This is a genomic window from Candidatus Odyssella thessalonicensis L13, assembly GCF_000190415.1.
GTDB lineage: Bacteria > Pseudomonadota > Alphaproteobacteria > Paracaedibacterales > Paracaedibacteraceae > Paracaedibacter > Paracaedibacter thessalonicensis.
The window spans coordinates 39,221-61,420 of sequence record NZ_AEWF01000009.1 but is presented as its reverse complement, the minus strand read 5'-3'; the positions used below and the strand labels follow the sequence as shown (position 1 = coordinate 61,420).

The window sequence follows — 22,200 nt, the reverse complement described above, 5'->3', positions numbered from 1 at the left end:
AGCCCTCCTTAAGCCCAACCCTGGTCGTCCAACATACTGCCCAGCATGGCATGCATCTGCTTTTCAATCAGTTGGGTTGCTTGGATAAAGGACAAAGTATTGTCCATTTGTTGATACGCGCTTTGCCGTTTGCTAGTGATGCGCTCGCGCGCCAACCGTAGAGCGTTGGTAAACCTCTCAATATGGACCTCATCCACCTGAACCGATTTCAAATGCACCACACTTTCATGGACAATATCTAAAACTTCGACCACATATTTATAGAGAATATCGAGCGCGATCAGTTCGCCATATTGATGGATATCGACCGGCGCATAGCCTTTGCGGAACGCCGTCATCACATTGAGCATTTTATAGACAGGTAACTGGGTGGAATTAAGGAAATCCTGCTCAGCCGAGCCAATCGGCAAATCTTCATAAATTTTGTAGACTAAGGATTCGAGAATATCTTGGGTTCTCCTCAACAACGCACTCGCGTTCGGAATGGTGATCTCCGATAAGACAGGATCGAGACATTCAGCGGTAGAACATTTATAGACCTTAGTGCTTCCGCCTTCTAAGAGGGCGGTGAGTAACTCATCCCGGTCCGCATAGCCCGGCAAGGTCGTCACTTGAAAAGCTTCCCCATTCTTCTTCGAGATGATGGAACCGACCAACGTTAAGAAAAGCTGTGCCAAGGCCTGATCTTCACTTAAGAAGTGATTGGCCTGAATGGCTTTCCAGGAGAGATTAAATTCCCCCACCAGCATATCTTGATACCTCGGGTCTCGGCCTTTTTGCGCTAAGATATTGCCACGATCTCCCTTAGCCCCACATCCTTGGCGGGCCGCTGACCAATCTGAAAACGCCCCCAAATTCGAGCCCATGGCCTGACACAAATGCTTTGACGATTGATCGGTTTTCGGCCAGATTCCTCCCAGGGTAGTCGCTGCGACTTCACACGAGCTAATGTTCATCTGGTTGACCTGTGTGGCGATTGCATTGAGTTCATTCATTATAGTCGAGATGGTGGGCGAGACCGTCTGAACGGCCAACATAAAAGCATAGGCCTTTGCTGCGGAGCCAATGTTTTGCAGCATTTCGACCAGACGATCCGCGCTGATATGAGAGAATCCGCCTGTCCACGCATCTATCCCGCCACATCCCGCTCTGAAGCCGGGCATTTGAATGGTGGCCAGCTGAGCACTTCGGACTTGGTTACGGGTAACCAAGCTTCCTCCCGTATAATACCCTCCCGCTTGGTCTTTAAAGGCTTTGGGGCTGGTCACATTAGTCGATGTACTGCGGTTAAAGAAGGCTCGTAAATCATGACCAATGCCTTTGGCAGCGACCGGCAGACAAAGCAACGCAAGAATAAAGCTAATGTTGATAAGTCTCATTGGTCCCCTCGCGTTAACACCATAATCCTGTTTTCCATCTCATCCAGGCTGGCCAGGCCATGGGCCACTTGAACCACCGCTTCCGTTTCAGGGTTGACCGCATATAACGACGGTAAAGCCGTCACATGCCATTGACTCGCCAACCCATTATCCGGAACCGCATCGGGAAAGGTTTCAATAGGGCCCCCATCTAAGCTAATCGCCAATACTTCCCAGCCATAGTGCTCAGCAAAACGTTTGACAATCGGTGCAAATTGATGACAGTAAGGGCAATTACTCGCATAAAAGAAGAATAAGCCATGCGTTGTTGACAAGGATTTGATGACCTCCTTCTTTCGCTCTTTTTCTTGATCTAAATAAACGTGCACCGCTTTCTGGTTTACCGGAGCAATCAAGGTATGATCCAAGCTTGCATTGGTATAGACATTCTTCATCCAGGTTTGCGAGAAGGTTTGAGAGCGATTCATCATGTCTTGTTGCATCTCCTGATACTTGCTGACATTTTGCGGCGTCGGGTTGAGCCACGCGTCGGCTAAGCGATTTTCCAATTCTTCCCGGTAAGCTTTCATCTTTTCAGCGGGAGTTTTGGGTTCAGCGACCGGGTTATTTTTAGACTTGGGGTCTTCAGGGACCGGCATCTTTTCATACCAGTGCCAGCCGCGCGCATGATCCTGATAAAAGGTTTTGGCATGACTGAGGGAAAGCATAAAAAAGAAGAAGCGTCCGATATGCTTCATGAGGTTGGCCCTCCGGTTTTCAGGTTCATATTCTCTTTCACCCGATCTAAGGTGATCGTGGTCGTCATCTCTGCAGGCGCCTTTTCTTTAAAATTTTTTTTGACGTCCTCATATATCTCATTGAAGTTCATCTCCGCAAATTTGAGACGGCTCAATTCGACCGGTTTTAAACCTCGGCAATCGGGGGTTTTTGAGTCTCCCCAAGACAGCTTGAGTTGGTGCCGCCCTTGTTCTTGAATCAGTCGGAACAGCTTGGTTCCAAAACAGCAGAAGCTTGTTTTTTTCCGGAGACACACCCCGGCCTTCTTTTCTGCGCAATAGGTGCCGACTTGCACACACAGATTCTGTTTCCGCAGCTCGGCCAACTCTTTTTCTTTGCCCGAACAAGACGCCAACCCGACATCGGTTCCCCAGCCTTTCAGGGTGCCACAACAATCCTTAAAATTGACACAGCTTTTAGAGCACTTTCGGGCCTCTCCTTTAAAAATCCCCAGCTTGTTGATGTCATATTCCTTGGCCGCTTCTTCTGTTTCTTGCCCTTTCCTGAGCTCATTCTGGATCTCTTTTAAAACCTGCAGCTGGGTCATTGAGTCTAAAATCTCCTCATTCGCCTCATAAGACGCATTGACACAGTTGCCCGTTAAACAGAAAGGACTGTTATTGGAGGTGGCCCGATATCGATTGCCCCTTTGCATCTTCGAGCCACAGCGATAGGTTTGCTGCCATGCGACACAGCGCCCGGCTTCTCGCTCGTGACACTCGGATTTGATTTGCTGACATCCGCTCGCTTTCAAAGCCGCACAGGTGTTTTCGACAGGCTTGGTGCACGCATAAATCAAAGTTTCTTCAAAATGGTCGCGCGTCACCGGTTCCCCTTGAATGGTCCGAATTTCATTTTTGGGACTCTCAATCTTCTCGGCATACCGGCACACCCCAGCATCAGCTAGCTTTTCTAGCGGTTGGCACGTATCCACCCATTCTTCTTTCTCAACAGTCACCGATTTAGGAATCGTGCGGCCATTCCTCATCTCACAGCCCGGATTACAGTACCGTTTTCGAGTTTTGGCTTTATTACTCCAGTGACCTCGGCAATGAGGCACCTGTTCCACATAGGCCGGCGTAATTTGGAGCGTGATGTCCAGATACCGCTGGCAGGTTTGCTTATATTCGTCACCGCCTTCGATACAGGTTTTGAGATTAGCCTCATCGTTCACGGAAGGATCTGGGTCGTGCCTAAACTCTTCTTGCAGAACCTTCTCCGGATCTTTGTGCACTTCTTCCGCGTCGGTAAATAACGGATTTGAGTTCGGATCCAGTCGATAAGAGGCGCGCGTTTGCGCAGTTTCTTTAATATAGTGGGATATCGGATTGCTGGACGCTTCTCTGACGACTGCGTCACCTAACGTTCCGGCATCAAGACTCGCTTGCGGCGGAGAATCTGTTTGATAGCCAGGGACAATATGGGGATTGGTTGTTTGAGATACTGTCTTCTTTTTATTGTGAAGCTCCTGAGCATACGCCAGTCCTTGTTGGTGAGACTGGTGTGCTTCCCCAGACAGACAGATGCAACTTATCGCCAGCCAAACTTTCATGCCGCCCCTCTCAACTGCGTCACAGCAAACTCGACAGTAACATTACCAGACAACCGCGCAACTTCTTTGCCGTGCCGTACAAGAATAAAGGTCGGCACTTGAGTAACGTGATAATCCTCAAAGGCTTGGGGATTAATGTCCAGGGCAGTGTTGAGATCCTTAACCTTTTCCCCAGTCTTTTTGAAACTATTCTCAATCAGTCCGCGCAATACCAAGGTCACCGGCTGAAGGGCGGCAGAATGAGCCAAAGCTTTAAGAGAGGCATCTGGCATGGAAAACGACACAAACACCAGAATTTGCTCTGAGTTCTGCTTCACCATCTGGCGCTCAGAAAGACGGGGTCGTTCTTGAACGGCTTTATTTAAGTAAGCCGCAGCTTGGCAACAATGTTTCTCATCCTTGCTTTGAGGAGCTTGCGCCATCTTTTTGGCCCACGCTACCCCAGCCGCATAGGCGGGATTCTGCTGGAGGTCTTCCACCGACGGAGTCGCCTGAGCCAACGATAAAAACAGAAAACCGCTCTTTACAAAAGACAACATGATCGTTTCCTCCAAATCAGATAGCCAAAGTCTTCTCCTTGATAGGGAAACTCTTTACCGCTCGCCCAAAGCTGTTCACTCCGCCCCAAGGGATGACATTGACGCGATGTGGTGGAAGGAATTGGATAGACCATTTGCGTTTTATACTGACTTTTCTTCAAAATCGGCATCGGATACCGATCACACCACCCCATCGGTCCCATGGTGCCCCAAAGCTGTCCTTGACGGTGAAGCTTTGCAATCATCCGCCCAACCAACAACAAACTGGCTTGGACCCCACCCACATGGGCAGCCACCGTGCCAACAAATGGGTACAAACTGCCTTGACACCCATCACACCAGAATAAAGGATCCAACGGAAACCCGGCACTAGCGGCCACACAATCAGCAGCACAAGCGGCTTGAGCTACGGGATTGGCAAAGAGCACCGCTTCCGGATTTAAAATGAAGGCCGTTTCATCATCATCCCAGAAAGGGTCGAGTTCCGTCATATAGGCTAAATCGGGATCGCCTTTTTCCATACAGATAAAATCGGTCAGAAGTTCGAGCCAGTACAATAAAGGATACATGTACCAGTGAACTTGATAAAAGCTGGACCGCATGCGACCAGTCCGCCCGTTGTCGACCGCGCCATGACCTTTCACTCCCTGACGCATGAGCTGAATCCCCCCCATGGAGACCAGACAATAAGGTTCCCGGGTCACATCAACCAAGCGCACGGGCTCCCAAAACGAGATGGGAATCCCGACCCGGCGAAACGGCGTCGTACACGTACATAAAGGGGTGGTTACATTCGGCGTATCTTCCCCGGAAGCTGAGACTCGCACCCCACCAATGGTGATCGGGAAGATACAACTCCAACACACATCCGTAAGGGGATTAACGAAGCGGCCGTTGCACTTGGCTTGAGCTACAGCCAGGCTCATAAACAACCAAATGAGGATCATCTTCCGTCTCACCATTAGTTTTTTTCCTTCCCGGCAAGCTAGCGGTTAATTACTGGTTCAGGCTCGTTATCCTCGGCATCTGGGGAGGAATGTAAATCCTTGACCAAGCTATCTCCAAGAGTAAGCTGATGTGGTGGGGAAATCGGTGGTCTTGATTCCTTGGTCGTATTCCAGCGGTCAATTTCTTCAACCGATCGATCAAATCGCTCAACAAAGTCTTCAAAAGCAGACTTCTTTTCTGGGTCGTTGACAAGCTGATTAAGCTCAGCGAGGTGATTGTCAAAACGGCTCTTGTTCTCGTGAAAGGCATTCCAGACCGTATAGAGAATGGCAGCCCCAAAGAAAAGAGTCAGGACCTGGATAATCAGGTAACTGCCGCCAATGAATTTTAGCCATTTAGCAGCTTGAGGATGATCTTTTAACAGCCCCACAATTTCCTGGAACAGAGAAGGTCGGTGCGGCGGTAGGTTATTTGGTGTCATGCGGCGTCTCCTGGGTCAGGTCAATAATAGTAATTTTTAGGTGATCTTCGTGTTGGGTCACCAGGGCCGGAACTTCGCGGATCCCCAATTTTTTGATTAAGGCGCCTCCTTGATCAAAATAAAACCGAAGCTCGTGAGTTTGGGAGAGATGGAACGGCGATCCTTGGACGAGAATCAGTTTGCTCCTGGGATCTTTCTGGTGGCGCGAGAGAGCCCACGCAACTTGATCAGGGTCCTCGCCATTGAAGAAGAGTAAAGGCTTGGTCAATCGATGGGTCGTCAAAGGATTGACCCGGGTACCGGCGCCATGAAAGATGCGCCCGTCCTGATCTTTGAGGTCATAGGGCACCGTGATGCTGGGATCATACAGAAAGGTTTTAGCTTCTTGGGCCCGCCTCAGCCCCGGAACCGCTAACGGATTTAGCGCCTTATGAGACATCCGCTCTTGCAGCTGCTTTTGATGGATTTCAAGTTGGCCGGACTGATACATCTGGGTAAGCTTAGACTCCAGCACCTGTAGCAAGCTTTCTTCTGCAATCGGAAAAGTAGCACCAAAACACCCTAGATCTTTTGCTGGGCAGCTAATATGACAAGCCAAGAGTACCACTAGAAATAAAAGTCGCATCCTAGGACCCCCGGTCTAAAGGATAAGCGGTGCCTTGAAGCGCTTCAATCGGCGCCAACCCAAGCTCTTCGTAGCGAGAATCAAAGCTTGACGAATGGGGCGCATACAGAAAAACTTTGCCTGTTGGAATAATCTGGGGTTTGAGGGGAGTCAAGGGACGCCCATCTCGGCTTTGGCTTTTGGGTGTGCCCACAACCTGATTCCCAATTTTTAACTCGCCTTGCGGGGTATAAGCAATTTCATCCCCCGCAACCCCCACCACTTGTTTAATCAGTTTGGCGTCGTACCAAATCGAATCTATCAAGGTATAGTCCCCTTTCTGCGGCAGTTTGTTGGGGAGATGAAGGAACGCTTTGTAAGGCAAGGAATCTGTGCTATTTACCACAAAATGGATATTCTTTTCCACTACTTTCATGCCCAGCATCCCGACAATGAAGGCTATTCCACACTGCTTCCATTGCTGACGCGATTTGAGAAACTCCATCGAGATCATGCGTCGCTCCTTGGCAACTCAAGGACTGTCAAGATTTCTTGGGTGTAATCGGGTAGCTCTCCGCCCCATAGGGCTCCTTTCGAGAATAAGAGGACCTTGTGGTCGGCACACCACTGTCCCACTGTTTCTTTAAGGTGGTCGGTAATTTGCCGAAGCCGCTGCGGCGATACAGGCGCGTTTGGATTTTTTTTCGCCAAGATTTTCGCTTGCTCAACTACAATGTAGTTGATGTCGATCACCCCGTACTTCGGGTGGCTTTGGGCGCTCCAAAGAACGGTTCCAAAACTGATAACCGTTATGACCGCCATCACGCTTCCCATCCATTTATTCATTGTGGCCTACTTTCTGATTCATTTTTTCTATAAAGTCATCCGTATAATCGGGTGTATCTTCCTCGATCGCCGTAATATCCAAGCGCACCTTTTCCTCTTGCTCATAGGCGTGGATCAAGCCTTTCAGGTGATGCATCAGCTTTTCGAGTCGATCGTCCAGGGTATACAATAAAAGAGTTCTCGGCGCCTCATTTTGGCGCTCGATTTCTTGCAGGCGACCCATCACCTCTAATACTCGTGGCAGAGAGATTCTCACGACCGGCTTGGCATAAGGAATCCGGTCTACCTGACTCCCCGAGTCTGCCAGAGAACTTCCGGCCAAGACTAAGATCACCATTACTTTGCGCATCCTCTTCCTCCTTATGCTGCGTGCCGATTCGAATCCATCAGCATCTGAATCGCGTCATTGACGCTATACCCTTGGTCGACGAGTTTCTTGACCAAGGTATATTCTTGGCCTTTCGTCGAATACATCAGGATCGAGAACGGATCCAAGATAAGCCGCCCCACCGCATACCCATCCGGACCATTAATCATCACTTCCGAATATTTCCCCTGCACAGTTTTCAACGATTTCATGAGGGCTTCTTGCTTTGGTGTTAAAACCAGTTTGCTATTCTTTTTTAACAGCTCGATCGCACTCGGTTTTTGGTTCAAATAACATTGCCACTCACAGTTATTGAAAGCCGCTTCGGCACCAGGATTTTGAAAGAAATCTTCGACTGTTTGCGTCCCGATAATGATGCTCGCTTGATATTTACGGAACCGACGGGTCGCTGTATCGAATAATTTGCTTTCATGGATATTCATCAAGTGGTCCGAGGCTTCATCAACAATTAACATCTGAGGATAAGAGCGATCGGAGCGATAGACGCGATCAGTAATTTTTAAGGACATAGCTTGAAGAACGACCGACCTCAAGTCCGGTCGGGACTCTAGGTCAGAAAACTCAACCACAAACAGTTTATCATCTAGATCAACATTGGATTTGCCATTAAAGAATCGACCGTAGCTTCCGTCTTTTGTATAAGGGAACAACATCCGGCCAAGATCTTTAGAGCGGGGATCCGAACTGGAGGTCAAATAGGTGGCAATGTCTGAAATTGTGGTGTCTGTGCCTTGGTTTTCCCAAACGCTCATCATCGCTTCTTCTAAGATCGAACTTTCAATATCGGATAATCCTTTAGTGGGCGCCGCCATTAACCCTAATACAGATTTGAGAGCTGACAAAGAGTCAGCAGTCTCTTCCAGATGATCGGTCGGAACAGAAGAAAATGGGTTCAAACAGATAGGGGTGTGAGAGGTAAACTGGATAAACTGCCCCTTGAGCGCTAGACACATTTTCTCAAAGCTGCGGCCGACATCGAGAATGAAAGCTTGTCCGCCAATCCCCAGCGTTGCCGCAGTTATTTCTTGCATCAAGACCGACTTGCCAGAGCCGGATTTACCCATCACAGCCCCATTAAAGTTTCCTGAGTTATTGTCAAACACGAACCAGTTAAATAATTGGCCATTTAGACCGGCCAACATCAGGGCCGGAGTTTTGGTCCCATGCCATTCTCCTTGGAGGGGAAGGAGATTCTCTGATTCCGTCGATAAAGTTGTTTTATGCATTTTAAGTTTCAAAACATCCTGGACCCGCTCTTCGTCCCACATCATCGGGAAAACCATTAAAAAGCTGGGAAAGGTTGTAAAGGTGATTGGCTTCAACTTCCATTCTTTTGAGGCATAATAGTTAGTAACGATACTTTGAGCTTTGGTGATCTGATCCGGGGTAGATAAGAGGACCAGATTCATCTCGCTATAGATAATCCGGCCATCCTTTTCTAACTCATTTTTCACGAACGCCAACTCTGCAGCTTCTCGTCGAATAGAATGCAAATGTTTACCGATTGGTGAATTTGCTTGGTGCTCAACATAGGCCGCCTTGGTTAGAATTTTGGTCTTATGGGCCTCTTGTTTAGGAATATAAATCCCATAATGTAAAATAAACGGGCAGGGAATTTGCGCTAAATCCCGTTGCTCATCCCCAATCAGCAATTTCATAGCATGTAACGACCATTCCGGCGGGTATTGCATTACTTTCAACACCCGCGCTTCTATCTTCCCATCGTTCAAATAGATTTTTTTAGACTTGAGGACAACATTAGACGAGGGGTCATGCAACTGATCTGATAGGCGTTGCAATGGATTCCAAGGGTAGGTCTCAGCATTTGTCTGCTCTAAATCGAGATGAAGGATCCCCTGCAAGGTATTGATGAGATCTTCAGGCCGCCACACTTTGACCGAGAGCCCGACCATCTCAAGCGTCGAGGTCACTTGGGTCAGAATTTGATGGACGCGCTCTAAAACAAAGGAGGTAACTTTGTCCGTTTTGATATTAAAACTGATCACACAGCGGAAATTGCGTAAAACAAACGGGCTGAGTTTCGAGTTAAACACTAACGATTTCAGATAAGCGGCGCGATGTTTCGCCATCTCTTCATAGATTTCGCCCTGCCCGGCCCGGGCTTGGCAATACGCTTCACACTGGTCACCAATATGAGGATCCGCCCAAAGCATAAACTGGATACCGGATTCTTCCGGAAAAATGTTGAGAAACAGATTCGAGATCTCCCGTTGCATCTCTTCTGACGAGCCCACAAGCGGGGGTGTTTCAACGATAAACCCGACACTTTCATCATTAATGAACACCGCATAGGTTTCATCAAAGCTGTCATAAGGAAACAGATCACACAGTTTATGAAAGGCCGCCATTTGGGCATAGGCATCCCGAATAGAAGATTGGCCCGCATCTCCATAATCCCGTTCGCCAAAACTTTGAAACAGCTTTTCGCCTAACTTCGCCAACATTCTCATCTCTCTACTCCCAATTAATGGTATTCATCTGCCAGTAAGATGGCCGAATGACCGTATGAATGACGCTGGGTTCATGGAAGTTGCCTTGGTCATCTTGGAACGGGGCAATCCAGATGCGTAAGTGTTCCTCTTGAGCGCGTTGGATCATCGCCTGATCTGAAGAGGCAACTTTCCTCAGATCAACCTTATGAGGGGCGATAGGACTGAGGATAGGGGCCTCCTCTTTTTTGTCTTGATTGACCAAGGCATGGACTTCTTTAAGACCTTTACAGCCATACCCTTTAGAGTCATTGGGACAGTTAAACTCTTCATGACCAACGGTACAGGCTGACAACAAGCTTGCCAGCAATAGTAGAGAGGTCTTTTTCATGGGTGTTCTCCTTCCTTAGGTAACCATGCCTCAACCGGTTTTTCGCCCTCACTGATCTGATTCAGTTGTTGATAGCGTTTATGGTCATTGGCTTTCGAGATCGCTGTACGGGTCAGACTTTCGGACAAAGAGAATCCTTCAGTAAAGATCACCGCCACTTCTTGCCCCGAGGCAACTTCAATAATAGGCTGCATTTGCTCGGCTCGTTTAATGTAATACTCGGCATACTTATCCAAAGCAGAGCTAGCTCCCTTGGAAAATCCTTGCCCTAAGAGATCCGTGGTCGGGGTTGTTTGGGTTTCCGCCAAGCCCGACGGTAAGAATTTAATGGGGTTGCGATTCTGACTCATAAACTCCGCCGCTCCGGACAAGAATCCCCCTACCGCCGCATTACGCATTAACGGCCCCGTACGATCGACTAAACGGCCTCGTTGACCGGCTTTACTATCTCCGCCGACTAAATGCCCTTTCACATTGATCTCAATCACTTCGCCAGTTTTCTTCTCCACACAACTCAGTTTCTCTAAGCGCACATAAGCCCGTTCCGACGACATATCCCCTGCCGCAGCTGCGGTGACAAAACAGCCTTTGAGTTTCGAGCGATAATTTGACGGTAAGTAGGCATCTTCCGTAATTTGCAGGGTGATTGGCCGAGGGTCACCTTGCGCATTCACTGAGGTACTGGCATCTACCCCTTCCAACACTACCGCTGGGGCAAATGAACCCGCTGGAATATAGTTGTCAACCGTTTTAAGCAGTTGATCTTGGCGCGAATTGACGAGATTGAGGCTCATCTTTTGAATTCCTGCCGAGCGAAAGGCTGGCTGTCTTATAGGTTGGGAAACCCCTGGATAACCGCTGGGGGCCATAGGTAGCTCTTGAGACGGAAGCATGCTTTGCTTGAGTTCCGATTGAAGCTCGGCCACTTGAGTTGGCTGGTCAATTTCTTTGGGGGCTTTTTCTGAGTTGAGCTTGAGAATCTTCTCAAGACTTTTTTCAAGAGCTTCTAGCCGTTTGGCTTGTAACTCATTCTCAATTTTGACCTGCTCCATCCAGGTTTCTTGCGGGCTCAGCCGCGCCGTTGCGGTTGAAATTTCGCTTTTATAGCTCCGTTGAGGATCGATCTTGCCTTCTGTTTGGTTGACGAGTAAGACGACAACCGTAACAAGAAGTAGCGTTATTACGCTGACAAGTCCCCAAAAGAGCATAACTTGACGCTGTTTAATCTGATCTAAGGCGAGTTTTGGCAGTTTCATCGGTGAATGACCCATAATGATGTGGATCCCTGAGCTTGAAGCACCTTAGCTCCTAAGCTTAAGGCTAGGTCTCCTATCTGATAAAAGGCTTTTTCATCCAGATCCAGTAAGGTTTCTGTGGTATTGGTTAGCTCATAATGATGCCCCTGATAAGGTCCCACGTGGAAAGATTTTTTATGCCGAATCGACACCCCATCGACTTCTTTGCGATCGGGCCGCTCTCTGTCACTTTCTGGAAACTGACTTAGAACCAACATTTTCATAGCCCGGATCATTTTTTCTTGCACGGGTAAAGGGGACTCCAAATACTGAGCCGAAGCCTCAACCTTAGGAGAACTCTTTTTAGAGCCTTTCAAGATCACCGTCGCAGACCCTTGGTCACTGGGCTTTAAGGTCAAATCTTGGACCTGACCCGACTCTGTAATTAAGGTTAACGAGATGGGTTTGAGCCCATTGGCTTCAGAGGGCTTAATAAAGATCTGGCCTTTAACCTCATCGGTTTGGATCGCATAAGTCGCTTCATCGCCAAAGACTTCCGTAATGCGATCATTCGACGCCGCAATTCGGTTCAAATAATCTCGGGCAATGGTAGCTTCTAAGCGTGTGTTTGCATCGATATGGATGACTTGAGACCCGGCATAGAGAGCGGTTGCCCAATAGATCCCTAAGCCGACCACCATAGCATTAATCTTGCGATTGATCATTGAACTCCTCTTCTTTCTTATCTGATGCCACCAACGAGAACCCCTTCAAGAACAAGCGAGATCCTTGAGAAGAAAAGGTGACACGATAGGTTTCTCGGTTTTGAGAGACCCTTTTATCGGCTACATAGCTCATTAAGTCCCCCGTGACGTCAACCATCAGGTGGTCCGGGTAAACCTGAAATTCAACGGGTGAAAACGCCAAAGATAGGTTCTCTTTTTTTAAGCGATGACTCTCTTCAAAGAGTTTCTGTTTGAGCGTGCCATAGGATGCTGGTTCGGCCGCTCTTAACAAGACATCGCCTTGATAGAGAATATTGGCTGGGGTGACATCTAAGAGCAGATGGGTATAATACCCCGCCATCTCTTCTAAATAGTTGGGAGAAAACCGGTTTCCTTCTATCCAAAAGCTATGCTCCAGCTCCAAAGGAGCCACGATTGTTTTTTCTGATTTGAAGAATAAACACGCTGCTTGAATTGTACAGATTGTTAACAGACTCGCACTTAAGCCAGCCAACACATTGCGTTGGAGCACCAGATGCGATAGACGTTTTTCTCTCAAATTGAACTTCATCGGACTCTACCCTAAATATTCTCGGATATGAGAGGGAGGGAGCTTCTTTAACTGCCCGTGAGAAGGTAAAAACCAGTAAGCCACAGCTTGGAATTGCCCTTTGCCGAACCTCCTTTTATACTGTCTATTGAGCCAGTAATTGGCGGCGCATATAGCTATTCCCACGGTCAATTGGTCACAAACTAAGCCGCCCATAAGCGGACCTATGTATAAGGCCACTTCTCCTTTTGTCCATAATAAATATTTGAGCGGGCTATCCACATGATTAAGAATAAGGTGACGGTTACCCGACATGAAGAGTCTCCTACTAAATCAAACCAGATTTACCATCGCCAATATACTTGTCATAAAAGTGGGCTGTTACAGCAGTCGCCCCACCCCATCCTAGAGGTTTTAAGCTTTGAGCAATAACAGAAATGACAATTCCCCCAACCGCAGAAATGATTTGGACAACAAACATCCATCCCCCAAAGATCTCTTTCTTTAACTCTTGAATCGGAGCTTTCAAAGATTGAACGGTTATTGCATCCGCACAATCAATCATAGATAAGGCAACCATTAACCCAACCGTTACATAAAAGAAACTGCGGTTGAAAGATACGAGTTTCTCGACCACCGCCTCATGTTTCTGAAGGAAAACAAACGATCTAACCCCTATTTCTCTCGCTCTATCTCTGAAGCCCCCTTGGGTTTCTAACTCTAAGTTCATCTAACTCCTCCTTTTGTGCTTTTAAATTGTTATCTCTTTACGACAATAAAAACTCCTCCAATCGTTACAGATGCTCAATTTTTTGAGGTTTTGCAGGGTTTCTATGTAATTCTGCTCCTGACTTACTAAGCTAAAAATTTTGTTCTGTTTCTCGCGTATTAGCATAGATACTTATCTATATAAGTAAGCATACATATATTTTAAGTTTCTGTACAATGTTTTGTGTTAAAAATTTAAGTTTTTTATCTTACCATTCAGTGGTTAAATAATTTACTTGTAGAGAATTGTTGAACTATTGAGAAGATACTCTTATATTTCTGTCAGGTATTTATTGTTTTAATTGAGATACTTTTATTCATATAAAGCTTTGATGTTAATAAGAGTTTCTTTTTTAAATTACAAAGCTCTCACCTTGTTAAACAGGGAGATATCTTATATGGTTTTATTAGAAGATATAATTAAGAAGAATGCATGACTAAAATTATTGTAAAGAAATTAGCAAACTTAATAGAATCGGCCCATATGACTCCAGCCGACTTGGAGAGGCGAGCCGGCCTATCTGTAAGTGCCGTAAGGAATATTCTAATTGGCCGTTCAAAAAATCCGACAATGGAAACCTTATTAGCGATTGCTAATACACTAGGATGTACTGTGGACGAATTAGTTAGAGATCAGCCACCCTCTATTCCTGAACCTCAAAGCTTACAAATGAATGAGCAGCATCCTTGGGTGAAAAGGCTAGCAATTGACACTATTGAATTCGTTGATCACTACCTTAACAGCAAAGGTTATACCCCCTCTTTTGAGGAAATTCTCTTTTTTATAAGAGAAATCTATACTTTTAGCTTAGGAACTGAAGAAAAGTTGGTTGATAAGAGATTCGGTGAATGGTTCATCAAGAAAAATCTGCAGAAAGCCTTAAGCCAATAAAGCTTTAATTCTTATGGTCCTTGGATGTGTAGCTCCAAACTGTTTTTTATGTGCTTTCCAATAATATAATACTGAGGGATTATCTCCCATCTTCTTTGCGAGAACTGCAAGTAGCTCAAACAAAATTCCCTGTTCATCGAACCAGGAATCTTTATTTAATAAAGTAGAATATATTTTCTGGCTTTCCTCAAAGGCTACTTTTGCTGCTTCAAGGTCTCCTTTTTCTAATAAAATTTCTCCTTTTACTGTTTTTAATGCAGCTTGATCGATATGCTTCACAGATGATTTAAAAAAATTGAAATACTCTATATCAGCCTCATTAATATGTTTTTCAGCCAGACTAAATTGTTTAGATCGTAAAGCACACTTAGCCATAACAACTAAAGCTTCTCCTTTCCAATCTGCTGCTCTATTGGAATTAAAATCTGTAGCCTCCTTCAGGGAACGGCAAGCTACTTCATAGGCCTCCTTATAACGCCTCAAGTTATACAAAGCATCTGCATTGAGATTTCTTGAGAAGAAATGCAATGGTGTAGGTATGCTAGCATGAAGGTGTGAACTTGCTTTATTTGCATAATATGAGCTCTTTTCATATTCTCCACTTTCTAAGGAGCACCATGAGTAAACATAATAATAAATTGCTTTATAGCGATCCCTATCAACGCGTGTAACCAAGCTCTCTCCATCTCGTAAGAGGGAAATAGCTTTTTCCAAATTACCGCCAATAATGTGAGCTTGTGCCCAACAAGATAAAATCCTCAGAGCTTCTCCATAGTTTTTCTTTTCATGAAATATCTTAAAACTTGTTTCCAATTCTTTGATAACTATTTTGACTAGTTCTGGCTTAGAAGAAAAGTGAGTAGATACAATATTTCCCTTGTTGCTTATAAAGAGTGCATAAAGCTCCGGGGAAAGCTGATTAAAATTAGGGCTTCTTTCTATTTTTTGCATTAGCTCAATAGCCTTGCTGTGCTCTCTTGTAGCATACATGTAGTATTCTAAGAGATGGATCTGAATTGGCAGCACATCTTCTGGTTGCTCTTGCAATATTTCAAGAATGCTGAAGAAATTTTCAGCGATCTGAATAATTTGAGGGTTTTCTCGCGCATACACAATTAGATGCTCCCAATCTTTATTGAAAGCCTGGGATAGTAACCGAAAAGCTCCTTGAATAGAGCCCTGCCAAGCATATTTATTACTTATGCTTTTTCTAGCGTCACCATGGATGAGTAAGTTTATAAAAAGTTCTCCGTCTTCAATGGATGTTCTTAAAACATTTTTACTTTCAAGATCTCTAATCAGGGAAAGAGCTACTTCTTTCTTGTTCTCAATGCTATCTTCTAATCCATTTAAGAGGATATCAAATGAGATGTTTTGCCCGCCGAGCAAGAATAAAAGCCTTAAAATATACTCTGTGAGATAATTATCCTGCTTATGGAGAATAGCGAAAAACTGATGTGAATCAGTAGCTCTACAAGCAACCATTTGTCCAATAGCAAGATTGATATATAATAAGGAATTAATAAGGTAGTTTAAAAACATTACTATTTCCCCATTCACACTTTATTTTTTCATCAGGATCCTTAAGCGTTATAGGCAAGCATATTAACAAATCATTTCCACGGCTAGATTTATGATTATTATAGAAACTTATCTGAAGTATTCTAGCTAGATCACTTAATTGATCTGAATTTATAATGAAAATGGATTCCTTTCCTTCAATATTACAGTCGAGACTATCCTCATAAGCTTCATCTTTTAGCTTAAGATATAAGTTTTGATCTGCATCTCGATCTTCACTAAATATAAGAGTTCCGCCCTGAGGGCTATTGAGGATGGATCGAGTTATTAAGTTAACCAGCAGTATTTTTAATCTAAACTTATCGTTATATATTTCTGCCTCATCTCTTATTACGATACTGATTCTGATACTTTTCACTGTTATCTCTTCATAAAGTAAAGACCAAACTTCTAATATTAAATTTTTAACGTTAATTTTCTCTACTTTAAAACCTACGCGGTTCTGTAACTTGTTAGAGCTTAAGCTATCTATATTTTCTAAAAAATTTACTTCGTGTAATGGAGAAAAAACTATTTTAGACCCTTTTTGTTTACTTTCTTTAAGGATATTGGATAATTCATTGATGGACTGACATGTTTCAATAAAATAATTGTAGATATCGCTTTGATACTCTTGATTCACTTTAAATGAGTTTTCTAATTTGTCATGCTTTATAGTTTGATCCAGAAGGCTTATTCTTTCAAATTTGAGGGCTTCCTGCACTTTTATAATTCTTCGGAATAAAAGCAGGCTAAATCCTAGAAAGATAATAAAGCCAAATAGGGCCTTTTCTCGAATTTTTTGAAGTATATAATAAAAATCAATGTGAGGAGATAAACCAATTATGAGAACTAAATTAGGAGCCAAAAGATTTTTTTGCCGGAATAAGCGTAGATTAAGTCTTTCTTTTAAGAATACAGAAGATGGTTGCTTATAAGCAAAATCTTGAGCTTGTAAATCTACTATATAGCCCACAAATATCTCAGGTAAAAATGGTAAATGCAGCTCTTCAGAGTTAAGGCTTAGCTTTGTATTTTGACTCTTTCCATTAAAATAATGTTGAGCTATGAATTTTAAACTGAACGCCGATAGTTCTTGGATATCTTGAGCCCCTAAGGCATGCCAATTACTTTCTTCGGCTTTATTACTGCTGGCTCTCTCCGCCTCTAACAGAGCAAGACGTGTTCCCCATATCCCTTTATTAATCTCACTGGCAATTTGATCTGTAAAATATCCCACTCTCTCTGAAAATTCTTTTCTGATATCAAGAACCTCGGCTAATAAAATACAGCTGAAGTATAAGCTAAAAGCACCTAAGAATTGGATTCCAAACTTAACTTTAGGAGAGATCTCTTTCATATTTCCTATCCATTAAAAATTTGATGAGCAACCATTCTAGCTGCCCGCTCTCCTGACTCAACTGCACCTTCCATTGTGCTGGGGTGTGTTAAAGAAGTGTGCTCGCCTGCAAAAAATATTAAGCCTTTAAGCGGCTCAAATATTTTACGGCATTCATGCTGAAAGCTTTTACAAGTTATTTCATACAAATCTTCATTACCACTTTTTACAAACGAATAGCTTCCCTTTGAAAAAGGTTCATCATTCCAATTTAGAAAAAAACAGTCTTCAACGGTTATGTCTTTATCTTTAAGATGAGAATAAACTTGGCAAAGTATAGGCCAGATTTGATTAAAAATATTCTTCTGCTCTTTTTGCGTACTAAAGGACTGTAATGAGTCCCTGCCTCCAAAGTAGACTGTTAGTACAGTCCGATCAAAGTTCCACCAGGCAGTAAAATGCGGTGTTAAAGTAAAAGGCACATCTACCTTGTATCCCTTTACAGAAATAAGAATCTTTGCGTTTGCCCCCTCTCTAAGGGCTCCTAATGTCTGATTCTTCTGCAATTCTGGCCAAAGGGAAGAATCTATTTGTATTGATGCCAAAGAAGGAAAAGGCGTAGCCAAAATCACTTGAGATGCCTCGATTTGTTGGCCATTTTTAAATACTAATAAAGCCTTATCCTTATTGCTCTTTATACTTAGCAATGGCATATTCAGATGGATACAATCTTGTAAGGGGGCGGCTAATTTTTCTACAAATTTTGAGGCTCCTTCAGCAAAAAATATAGTTGGCCTTTTTCTTCCGTTATTTAAACCATTAATACCCAGATCTATGCGATTTATAAGCCAAGTGAGAACTAATTTTCCTTTTTCATCTGATATTTCATGACTATTTACACCTTCATAACATGAAATCCAAGTCTCAACCAGCCTCCTAAAATAAGCATTTTTCCCAAGATATTTATCCAAGCGTGCTCCTAGATTTGAATATTGATGAGAATCTACCAAAATTTGTGCATCTAAGCTAAGCGATAAATTGAACAGATTTTCTGGATGGAAGTTGTCTTGGCTTATTGCTTCGACCTTGTAGGTTTCTTCTTCTATTCTAATCCTGCATTTGGTCTCATTAGCTAATGCTTTCAATCTTTCGGCTGCTCCTCCATCATTAATCTCTTTACCTCCCGCTTCTTCGAAAGAACCATCTGGGAAATAATGGGTGTGTACTCTTCCTCCAATTCTATTGCGAGCTTCATAAATATCCACCTTTATCCCCTGCTTGTTAAGATGGTAACCAGCAGTTAATCCTGATAATCCGGCACCAATAATTACAACTCGCTCTTCTGGCATTTCAGAACTCCAAACGTCCAATTTTGAAAATATAAGGCAACAAATAATTATTGTTCTCGACAAAAGGTATCTCCTAAACTCTTTTAGTAACATTCAAAAAGCCTTTCTGGGAAATCAATTTCTCCTTATTTAGTTAAGGGAATGGAAACGGAGGTACTTTGTAAATAATTTGTGCTATATGTAAGGAAAGTTAAGACCTTAGCCTCCTTCCATACCTGCAGGTGCACAAATATGTCACTTATATTATAATTACAAGAAGTGATACAACATTTATCTTATAGATTATGTATATTTAAGTTAAGTAAGTTGATAAATTGAGAGAAATCACTCTATGGTTGCAAATATAAGATATATGCCTTTCAAAAAATTGTTCTTAATTATAATCTTAGGATGCTTCTTGATGTCTAATAATTTTGCATATGCAGATAGGTATAACTTTAAGATCGTTGAAGCGGAGGATCCTGAGGAATTTGACAGCTATTTGGGGACAAAGATTACTAATGAAGCTGTATCTAAAACAGGCTTAAAAAAAGTGCAAAGTATTGCTCTTGCAGTAAAGAATCAAAAAGATGAAACTATTGGGGGATTGTCTGGGTATGAATTCTATGGGGCTTTTATTATTGATATTCTATGGATAGAGCCTGATTACAGAAATCAGAAGATCGGCTCCTCACTTCTTGCAAAGGCCGAAGAAATAGCTAAACAACGTAATCTTAACTTTCTTTCCGTTTCTACTATGGAATGGTGGCAGTGCTCTGACTTCTATATAAAACATGGCTTTAAATTAGAATTTATAAGAGAAGGTTTCCATAAAAATTATAAACAGTATCATTTAAAAAAGGATCTTTCCAACAACAAGTAATTTTATTGCCTGCCCCTACACTCGACTAAGAATTTCCCTATATTCACGTGCTACATAATCTGCATGAAAAAGGTTCGGCGCAATGTAACTAATTTTTTCATCACTTACGAAGAACTTCAAGGCTTGAAACCAATTTCTATAAGCATATGCTCCGTAAACCTTAAGAAGTTTCATACGCACTTCTTTACATCTCTCTGACTCCGATAAACAATTAATCTGTTCAATATAATCCTTTTCAAGTTGATGTTTCTCCTCAGGCATTGAAACCGCTTTAACTCCAAAATCGCCGACTTTGACCCGTTCTATAGTTACATACTTTAAGGCCCAATAAATGGATAAATTGAACCCCTTTCCTGTAAGATAAGCACTAGACTCAAGGGTTTTACAATAATGTTGCCATTGACGCATATCTGAGTTGAACTTTGTTTTTAGGGCTGCCATAAGCAACCTTGCTAGATTAGAATTCATTTCAACCGCATTATTTGGAAAGATAGCATTCCAATAGGCGAGCATATCTTGAATAGAATTAGTTTTTTTTGCTTCACAGTCTAGTTGCTTACTAAATGTGGAAATAGCTGCAGGTATAGACTTATTGGACGGGCAAGATTTTGATCCTGATTTTTGATACTCATCCTGTCTGTCAGATAAAATATTTTTCTTGTTTGTAAGCTTTGTTTTAACCATCCTGACATCTTGTCCGGATGATCGTGCCACTTGGGAAGCATTTGATGACAGCTGTTGCTCTTGATAAAGCTGGCTGAGTCTATCATAATTTATCGTATAGTAATTTGTACGATTTGACTTATAATCGGCAAGCTTTTCTACTAAGATTATGCCAGATTTTCTTAATTCCGCTACAATTCGGCGTACTTGACGCTCAGATATGCCAATCTGCTCACCCCATTCCTGTGCTGTATTAAAAATCCAGCGCATTCCTTGATGGATAACACCTGACTTGTTTCCCTGTATCCAATAATTGAGCTGACTAAGAAATGCTGCTGTAGTTGCCCCAAAGTGACGAATTGCGTCTGTCTCAAGCATAACTACCCGAGACGTAGTTTTATTATATGACATCTGTTTTCTCCAAAGAAAGCAGATGTTGATACGACAGAAATAAAGACATCGCATAAACCTCCGAAATAATTCGTTAAGATTTACGCGAGAAACAGAACGTCTTGACACTAACATGATATAATGATAGTGTAAAGTTAGATTTATAGTGTTACGTTTCTCGCGTAAACACAATTTAGATGCCCCTGTTGACCGCAGGGGTTTTCTATTAAATAGTGAATTTCACCAAATTTATTCCTCTCTTTAACATTTACGTAGTGCAATCCCAATTGTTGATCGCAATCGAGCTGTATAAATGGTATAATTTCATTATAGATATTTTTTCTGAAAAAAAAAGAGTCTTTTAACAAAAAAATTTCTATAGTAAGATTTTTATATAATGTAAAATTTGAGAGAAAAAAATGATTGGATTAACGCCAGCTGAATTAAGTTATGGGTTGGGAATCAGTAAATCAACGGCTTATACTTTGCTTGAAAAGCGAAACAATCAGTCTGAGGAAACAGCTCAGAATCAGAATAAGAGAATTATTATTCCCTCAAATGTTATTAGAAAACTGTTATGCGAGAGGGATTTTCATTATCCAAATCTAAATATTAGCTTTCAAGTAGTTAAAGGGGGAGCCGGAAAAACCTCCCTAGCAACAAACTTTGCTTATCGCTGTGCACAATATGGTGCTAAAGTTCTTCTTATTGATTTTGATCAGCAAGGAAATGCATCTCGTTGCTTCAATATAGAGACTAGATCTAAGCCAGTATTTCTTAACATTTTCAGGCAAGAATGTGATATTAAGGATGCTATTATTAGTGTAAATGAATTTTTCGATATTATCCCCTCTAATCTAAATAACTCTCGTCTCGACTATGAAATGTCTCAGAAAGTTTCTTTAAATATTAGAGATATGCTTCGTAAACTCCTAGAACCAATTCGCAGTAATTATGATTTGGTAATTATGGATTGCCCGCCTGCAATTAATAGAATTAATGCTTCAGTAACCTGCGGTTCTGATTTAATTGTAATACCAGTCAACCCCGATCAATATGCTCTTGATGGTATGCAATTTAGTGTCTCAGAAATAGAGATGATTAAGAAAGATTTTAATTTAAAAGATCTTGAGTATAAACTAGTTTGGAACAAATATGATGCTCGTGAAAAATTGGGCGCTATATATATGCATGCTTTAGTTAAAGATGCTGCTATGCTTCATAAATTAATACCTATTGTTGTTAGAACTGACACTGAGTTTAAGAATTCTGTTCATGAAAAAAGGTCAATATTTGAAAATGGAAAGAAATCAGCGGCGCGGGAAGATGTTGATGAATTAACCCGCGAATTGTTAGGATTGAGAGACTGGTCCCCAAAAAAAGGGAAAGGGTAAATAGATGCGTCTAGAAGAGTTACTAAAAAAAATAAAACTAAGATAACGGCTGGAAAAGTTGAGATAAGAAAAGCTGACATATCTTCTGAAGAAAGGCCGTACAACGGCAAAAATTTTA

The 22,200-nt window shown here is 42.8% G+C and carries 24 protein-coding genes; 3 read left to right on the top strand and 21 right to left on the bottom strand.

What is annotated here, in order from left to right:
• Nucleotides 1-8 precede the first annotated feature (8 nt).
• From HMO_RS0111880 to HMO_RS0111800, 17 genes are all read right to left on the bottom strand, one after another.
• Nucleotides 9-1,379: a conjugal transfer protein TraH gene (locus HMO_RS0111880; protein ID WP_010303977.1), complete on the bottom strand. Its 1,371-nt coding sequence runs from the start codon at nucleotides 1,377-1,379 to the stop codon at nucleotides 9-11.
• A complete protein-coding gene (locus HMO_RS0111875; protein WP_010303976.1) occupies nucleotides 1,376-2,116 on the bottom strand; it encodes a conjugal transfer protein TraF in 741 nt (246 codons plus the stop codon). The genes HMO_RS0111880 and HMO_RS0111875 overlap by 4 nt, the downstream gene beginning before the upstream one ends.
• Nucleotides 2,113-3,708: a conjugal transfer protein TraN gene (locus HMO_RS0111870; RefSeq protein WP_010303975.1), complete on the bottom strand. Its 1,596-nt coding sequence runs from the start codon at nucleotides 3,706-3,708 to the stop codon at nucleotides 2,113-2,115. Before HMO_RS0111870 ends, HMO_RS0111875 begins: the two co-directional genes overlap by 4 nt.
• Nucleotides 3,705-4,247, bottom strand: a complete 543-nt coding sequence (gene trbC, locus HMO_RS16570; protein WP_010303974.1) for a type-F conjugative transfer system pilin assembly protein TrbC — start codon at nucleotides 4,245-4,247, stop codon at nucleotides 3,705-3,707. Before trbC ends, HMO_RS0111870 begins: the two co-directional genes overlap by 4 nt.
• Nucleotides 4,232-5,209 carry a conjugal transfer pilus assembly protein TraU gene (traU, locus tag HMO_RS0111860; protein WP_010303973.1) on the bottom strand — a complete coding sequence of 326 codons (978 nt, stop codon included), beginning with the start codon at nucleotides 5,207-5,209 and terminating at the stop codon, nucleotides 4,232-4,234. The genes trbC and traU overlap by 16 nt, the downstream gene beginning before the upstream one ends.
• Nucleotides 5,210-5,232: 23 nt before the next feature.
• Nucleotides 5,233-5,676, bottom strand: coding sequence for a hypothetical protein (locus HMO_RS0111855; RefSeq protein WP_029449047.1), 444 nt, complete (start codon nucleotides 5,674-5,676; stop codon nucleotides 5,233-5,235).
• Nucleotides 5,663-6,301, bottom strand: a complete 639-nt coding sequence (gene traW, locus HMO_RS0111850) for a type-F conjugative transfer system protein TraW (protein WP_010303971.1) — start codon at nucleotides 6,299-6,301, stop codon at nucleotides 5,663-5,665. Before traW ends, HMO_RS0111855 begins: the two co-directional genes overlap by 14 nt.
• Nucleotide 6,302: 1 nt before the next feature.
• Nucleotides 6,303-6,794: a S26 family signal peptidase gene (locus tag HMO_RS14940; protein WP_010303970.1), complete on the bottom strand. Its 492-nt coding sequence runs from the start codon at nucleotides 6,792-6,794 to the stop codon at nucleotides 6,303-6,305.
• Nucleotides 6,791-7,033 (bottom strand): hypothetical protein, encoded by a 243-nt coding sequence (locus HMO_RS0111840; RefSeq protein WP_139016887.1) that lies wholly within the window; start codon nucleotides 7,031-7,033, stop codon nucleotides 6,791-6,793. Before HMO_RS0111840 ends, HMO_RS14940 begins: the two co-directional genes overlap by 4 nt.
• An 85-nt stretch (nucleotides 7,034-7,118) precedes the next feature.
• Nucleotides 7,119-7,475 (bottom strand): hypothetical protein, encoded by a 357-nt coding sequence (locus HMO_RS0111835; protein ID WP_010303963.1) that lies wholly within the window; start codon nucleotides 7,473-7,475, stop codon nucleotides 7,119-7,121.
• Nucleotides 7,476-7,486: 11 nt separating this feature from the next.
• On the bottom strand, nucleotides 7,487-9,985 hold the full coding sequence (traC, locus tag HMO_RS0111830) for a type IV secretion system protein TraC (RefSeq protein WP_083821310.1): 2,499 nt from the start codon (nucleotides 9,983-9,985) through the stop codon (nucleotides 7,487-7,489).
• 4 nt (nucleotides 9,986-9,989) lie between these two features.
• Nucleotides 9,990-10,355: a TraV family lipoprotein gene (locus HMO_RS0111825; protein WP_010303955.1), complete on the bottom strand. Its 366-nt coding sequence runs from the start codon at nucleotides 10,353-10,355 to the stop codon at nucleotides 9,990-9,992.
• Complete coding sequence (locus HMO_RS15875; RefSeq protein ID WP_010303953.1) at nucleotides 10,352-11,626, bottom strand: TraB/VirB10 family protein; 1,275 nt, start codon at nucleotides 11,624-11,626, stop codon at nucleotides 10,352-10,354. Before HMO_RS15875 ends, HMO_RS0111825 begins: the two co-directional genes overlap by 4 nt.
• Nucleotides 11,608-12,315, bottom strand: a complete 708-nt coding sequence (locus HMO_RS0111815) for a TraK domain-containing protein (protein ID WP_010303951.1) — start codon at nucleotides 12,313-12,315, stop codon at nucleotides 11,608-11,610. Before HMO_RS0111815 ends, HMO_RS15875 begins: the two co-directional genes overlap by 19 nt.
• Complete coding sequence (gene traE, locus HMO_RS0111810) at nucleotides 12,296-12,886, bottom strand: type IV conjugative transfer system protein TraE (protein WP_010303949.1); 591 nt, start codon at nucleotides 12,884-12,886, stop codon at nucleotides 12,296-12,298. The genes HMO_RS0111815 and traE overlap by 20 nt, the downstream gene beginning before the upstream one ends.
• Nucleotides 12,887-12,892: 6 nt before the next feature.
• A complete protein-coding gene (gene traL / locus HMO_RS14930; RefSeq protein ID WP_010303946.1) occupies nucleotides 12,893-13,180 on the bottom strand; it encodes a type IV conjugative transfer system protein TraL in 288 nt (95 codons plus the stop codon).
• A gap of 13 nt (nucleotides 13,181-13,193) precedes the next feature.
• On the bottom strand, nucleotides 13,194-13,595 hold the full coding sequence (locus HMO_RS0111800) for a hypothetical protein (RefSeq protein WP_010303943.1): 402 nt from the start codon (nucleotides 13,593-13,595) through the stop codon (nucleotides 13,194-13,196).
• Between the two features lie 471 nt (nucleotides 13,596-14,066).
• Here HMO_RS0111800 and HMO_RS14925 point away from each other — a divergent pair, with 471 nt between their 5' ends.
• Complete coding sequence (locus HMO_RS14925; protein ID WP_010303940.1) at nucleotides 14,067-14,525, top strand: helix-turn-helix domain-containing protein; 459 nt, start codon at nucleotides 14,067-14,069, stop codon at nucleotides 14,523-14,525.
• Here the strand turns inward: HMO_RS14925 and HMO_RS0111790 are convergent.
• Genes HMO_RS0111790 through HMO_RS0111780 form a run of 3 tightly spaced genes read right to left on the bottom strand, consistent with a single transcriptional unit; the run spans nucleotide 14,514 to nucleotide 18,773 of the window.
• Nucleotides 14,514-16,085 carry a hypothetical protein gene (locus HMO_RS0111790; protein WP_139016886.1) on the bottom strand — a complete coding sequence of 524 codons (1,572 nt, stop codon included), beginning with the start codon at nucleotides 16,083-16,085 and terminating at the stop codon, nucleotides 14,514-14,516. The genes HMO_RS14925 and HMO_RS0111790 overlap by 12 nt on opposite strands.
• The gene (locus HMO_RS0111785) at nucleotides 16,045-17,445 is read right to left on the bottom strand and encodes a HAMP domain-containing histidine kinase (protein WP_010303935.1); all 1,401 of its coding nucleotides are present in this window, start codon (nucleotides 17,443-17,445) and stop codon (nucleotides 16,045-16,047) included. The genes HMO_RS0111790 and HMO_RS0111785 overlap by 41 nt, the downstream gene beginning before the upstream one ends.
• A gap of 5 nt (nucleotides 17,446-17,450) precedes the next feature.
• A complete protein-coding gene (locus HMO_RS0111780; RefSeq protein WP_010303932.1) occupies nucleotides 17,451-18,773 on the bottom strand; it encodes a flavin monoamine oxidase family protein in 1,323 nt (440 codons plus the stop codon).
• A 400-nt stretch (nucleotides 18,774-19,173) separates the two neighbouring features.
• On the opposite strand from HMO_RS0111780, the gene HMO_RS15870 reads away from it, so the two are divergent.
• The gene (locus HMO_RS15870) at nucleotides 19,174-19,635 is read left to right on the top strand and encodes a GNAT family N-acetyltransferase (protein ID WP_175282126.1); all 462 of its coding nucleotides are present in this window, start codon (nucleotides 19,174-19,176) and stop codon (nucleotides 19,633-19,635) included.
• A gap of 15 nt (nucleotides 19,636-19,650) precedes the next feature.
• Here the strand turns inward: HMO_RS15870 and HMO_RS15865 are convergent, their stop codons facing one another.
• Nucleotides 19,651-20,709, bottom strand: a complete 1,059-nt coding sequence (locus tag HMO_RS15865; protein WP_010303924.1) for a DnaA N-terminal domain-containing protein — start codon at nucleotides 20,707-20,709, stop codon at nucleotides 19,651-19,653.
• A 398-nt stretch (nucleotides 20,710-21,107) separates the two neighbouring features.
• Between HMO_RS15865 and HMO_RS0111765 the strand changes: the two genes are divergently transcribed.
• Nucleotides 21,108-22,082, top strand: coding sequence for a ParA family protein (locus tag HMO_RS0111765; RefSeq protein WP_010303922.1), 975 nt, complete (start codon nucleotides 21,108-21,110; stop codon nucleotides 22,080-22,082).
• Nucleotides 22,083-22,200 lie beyond the last annotated feature (118 nt).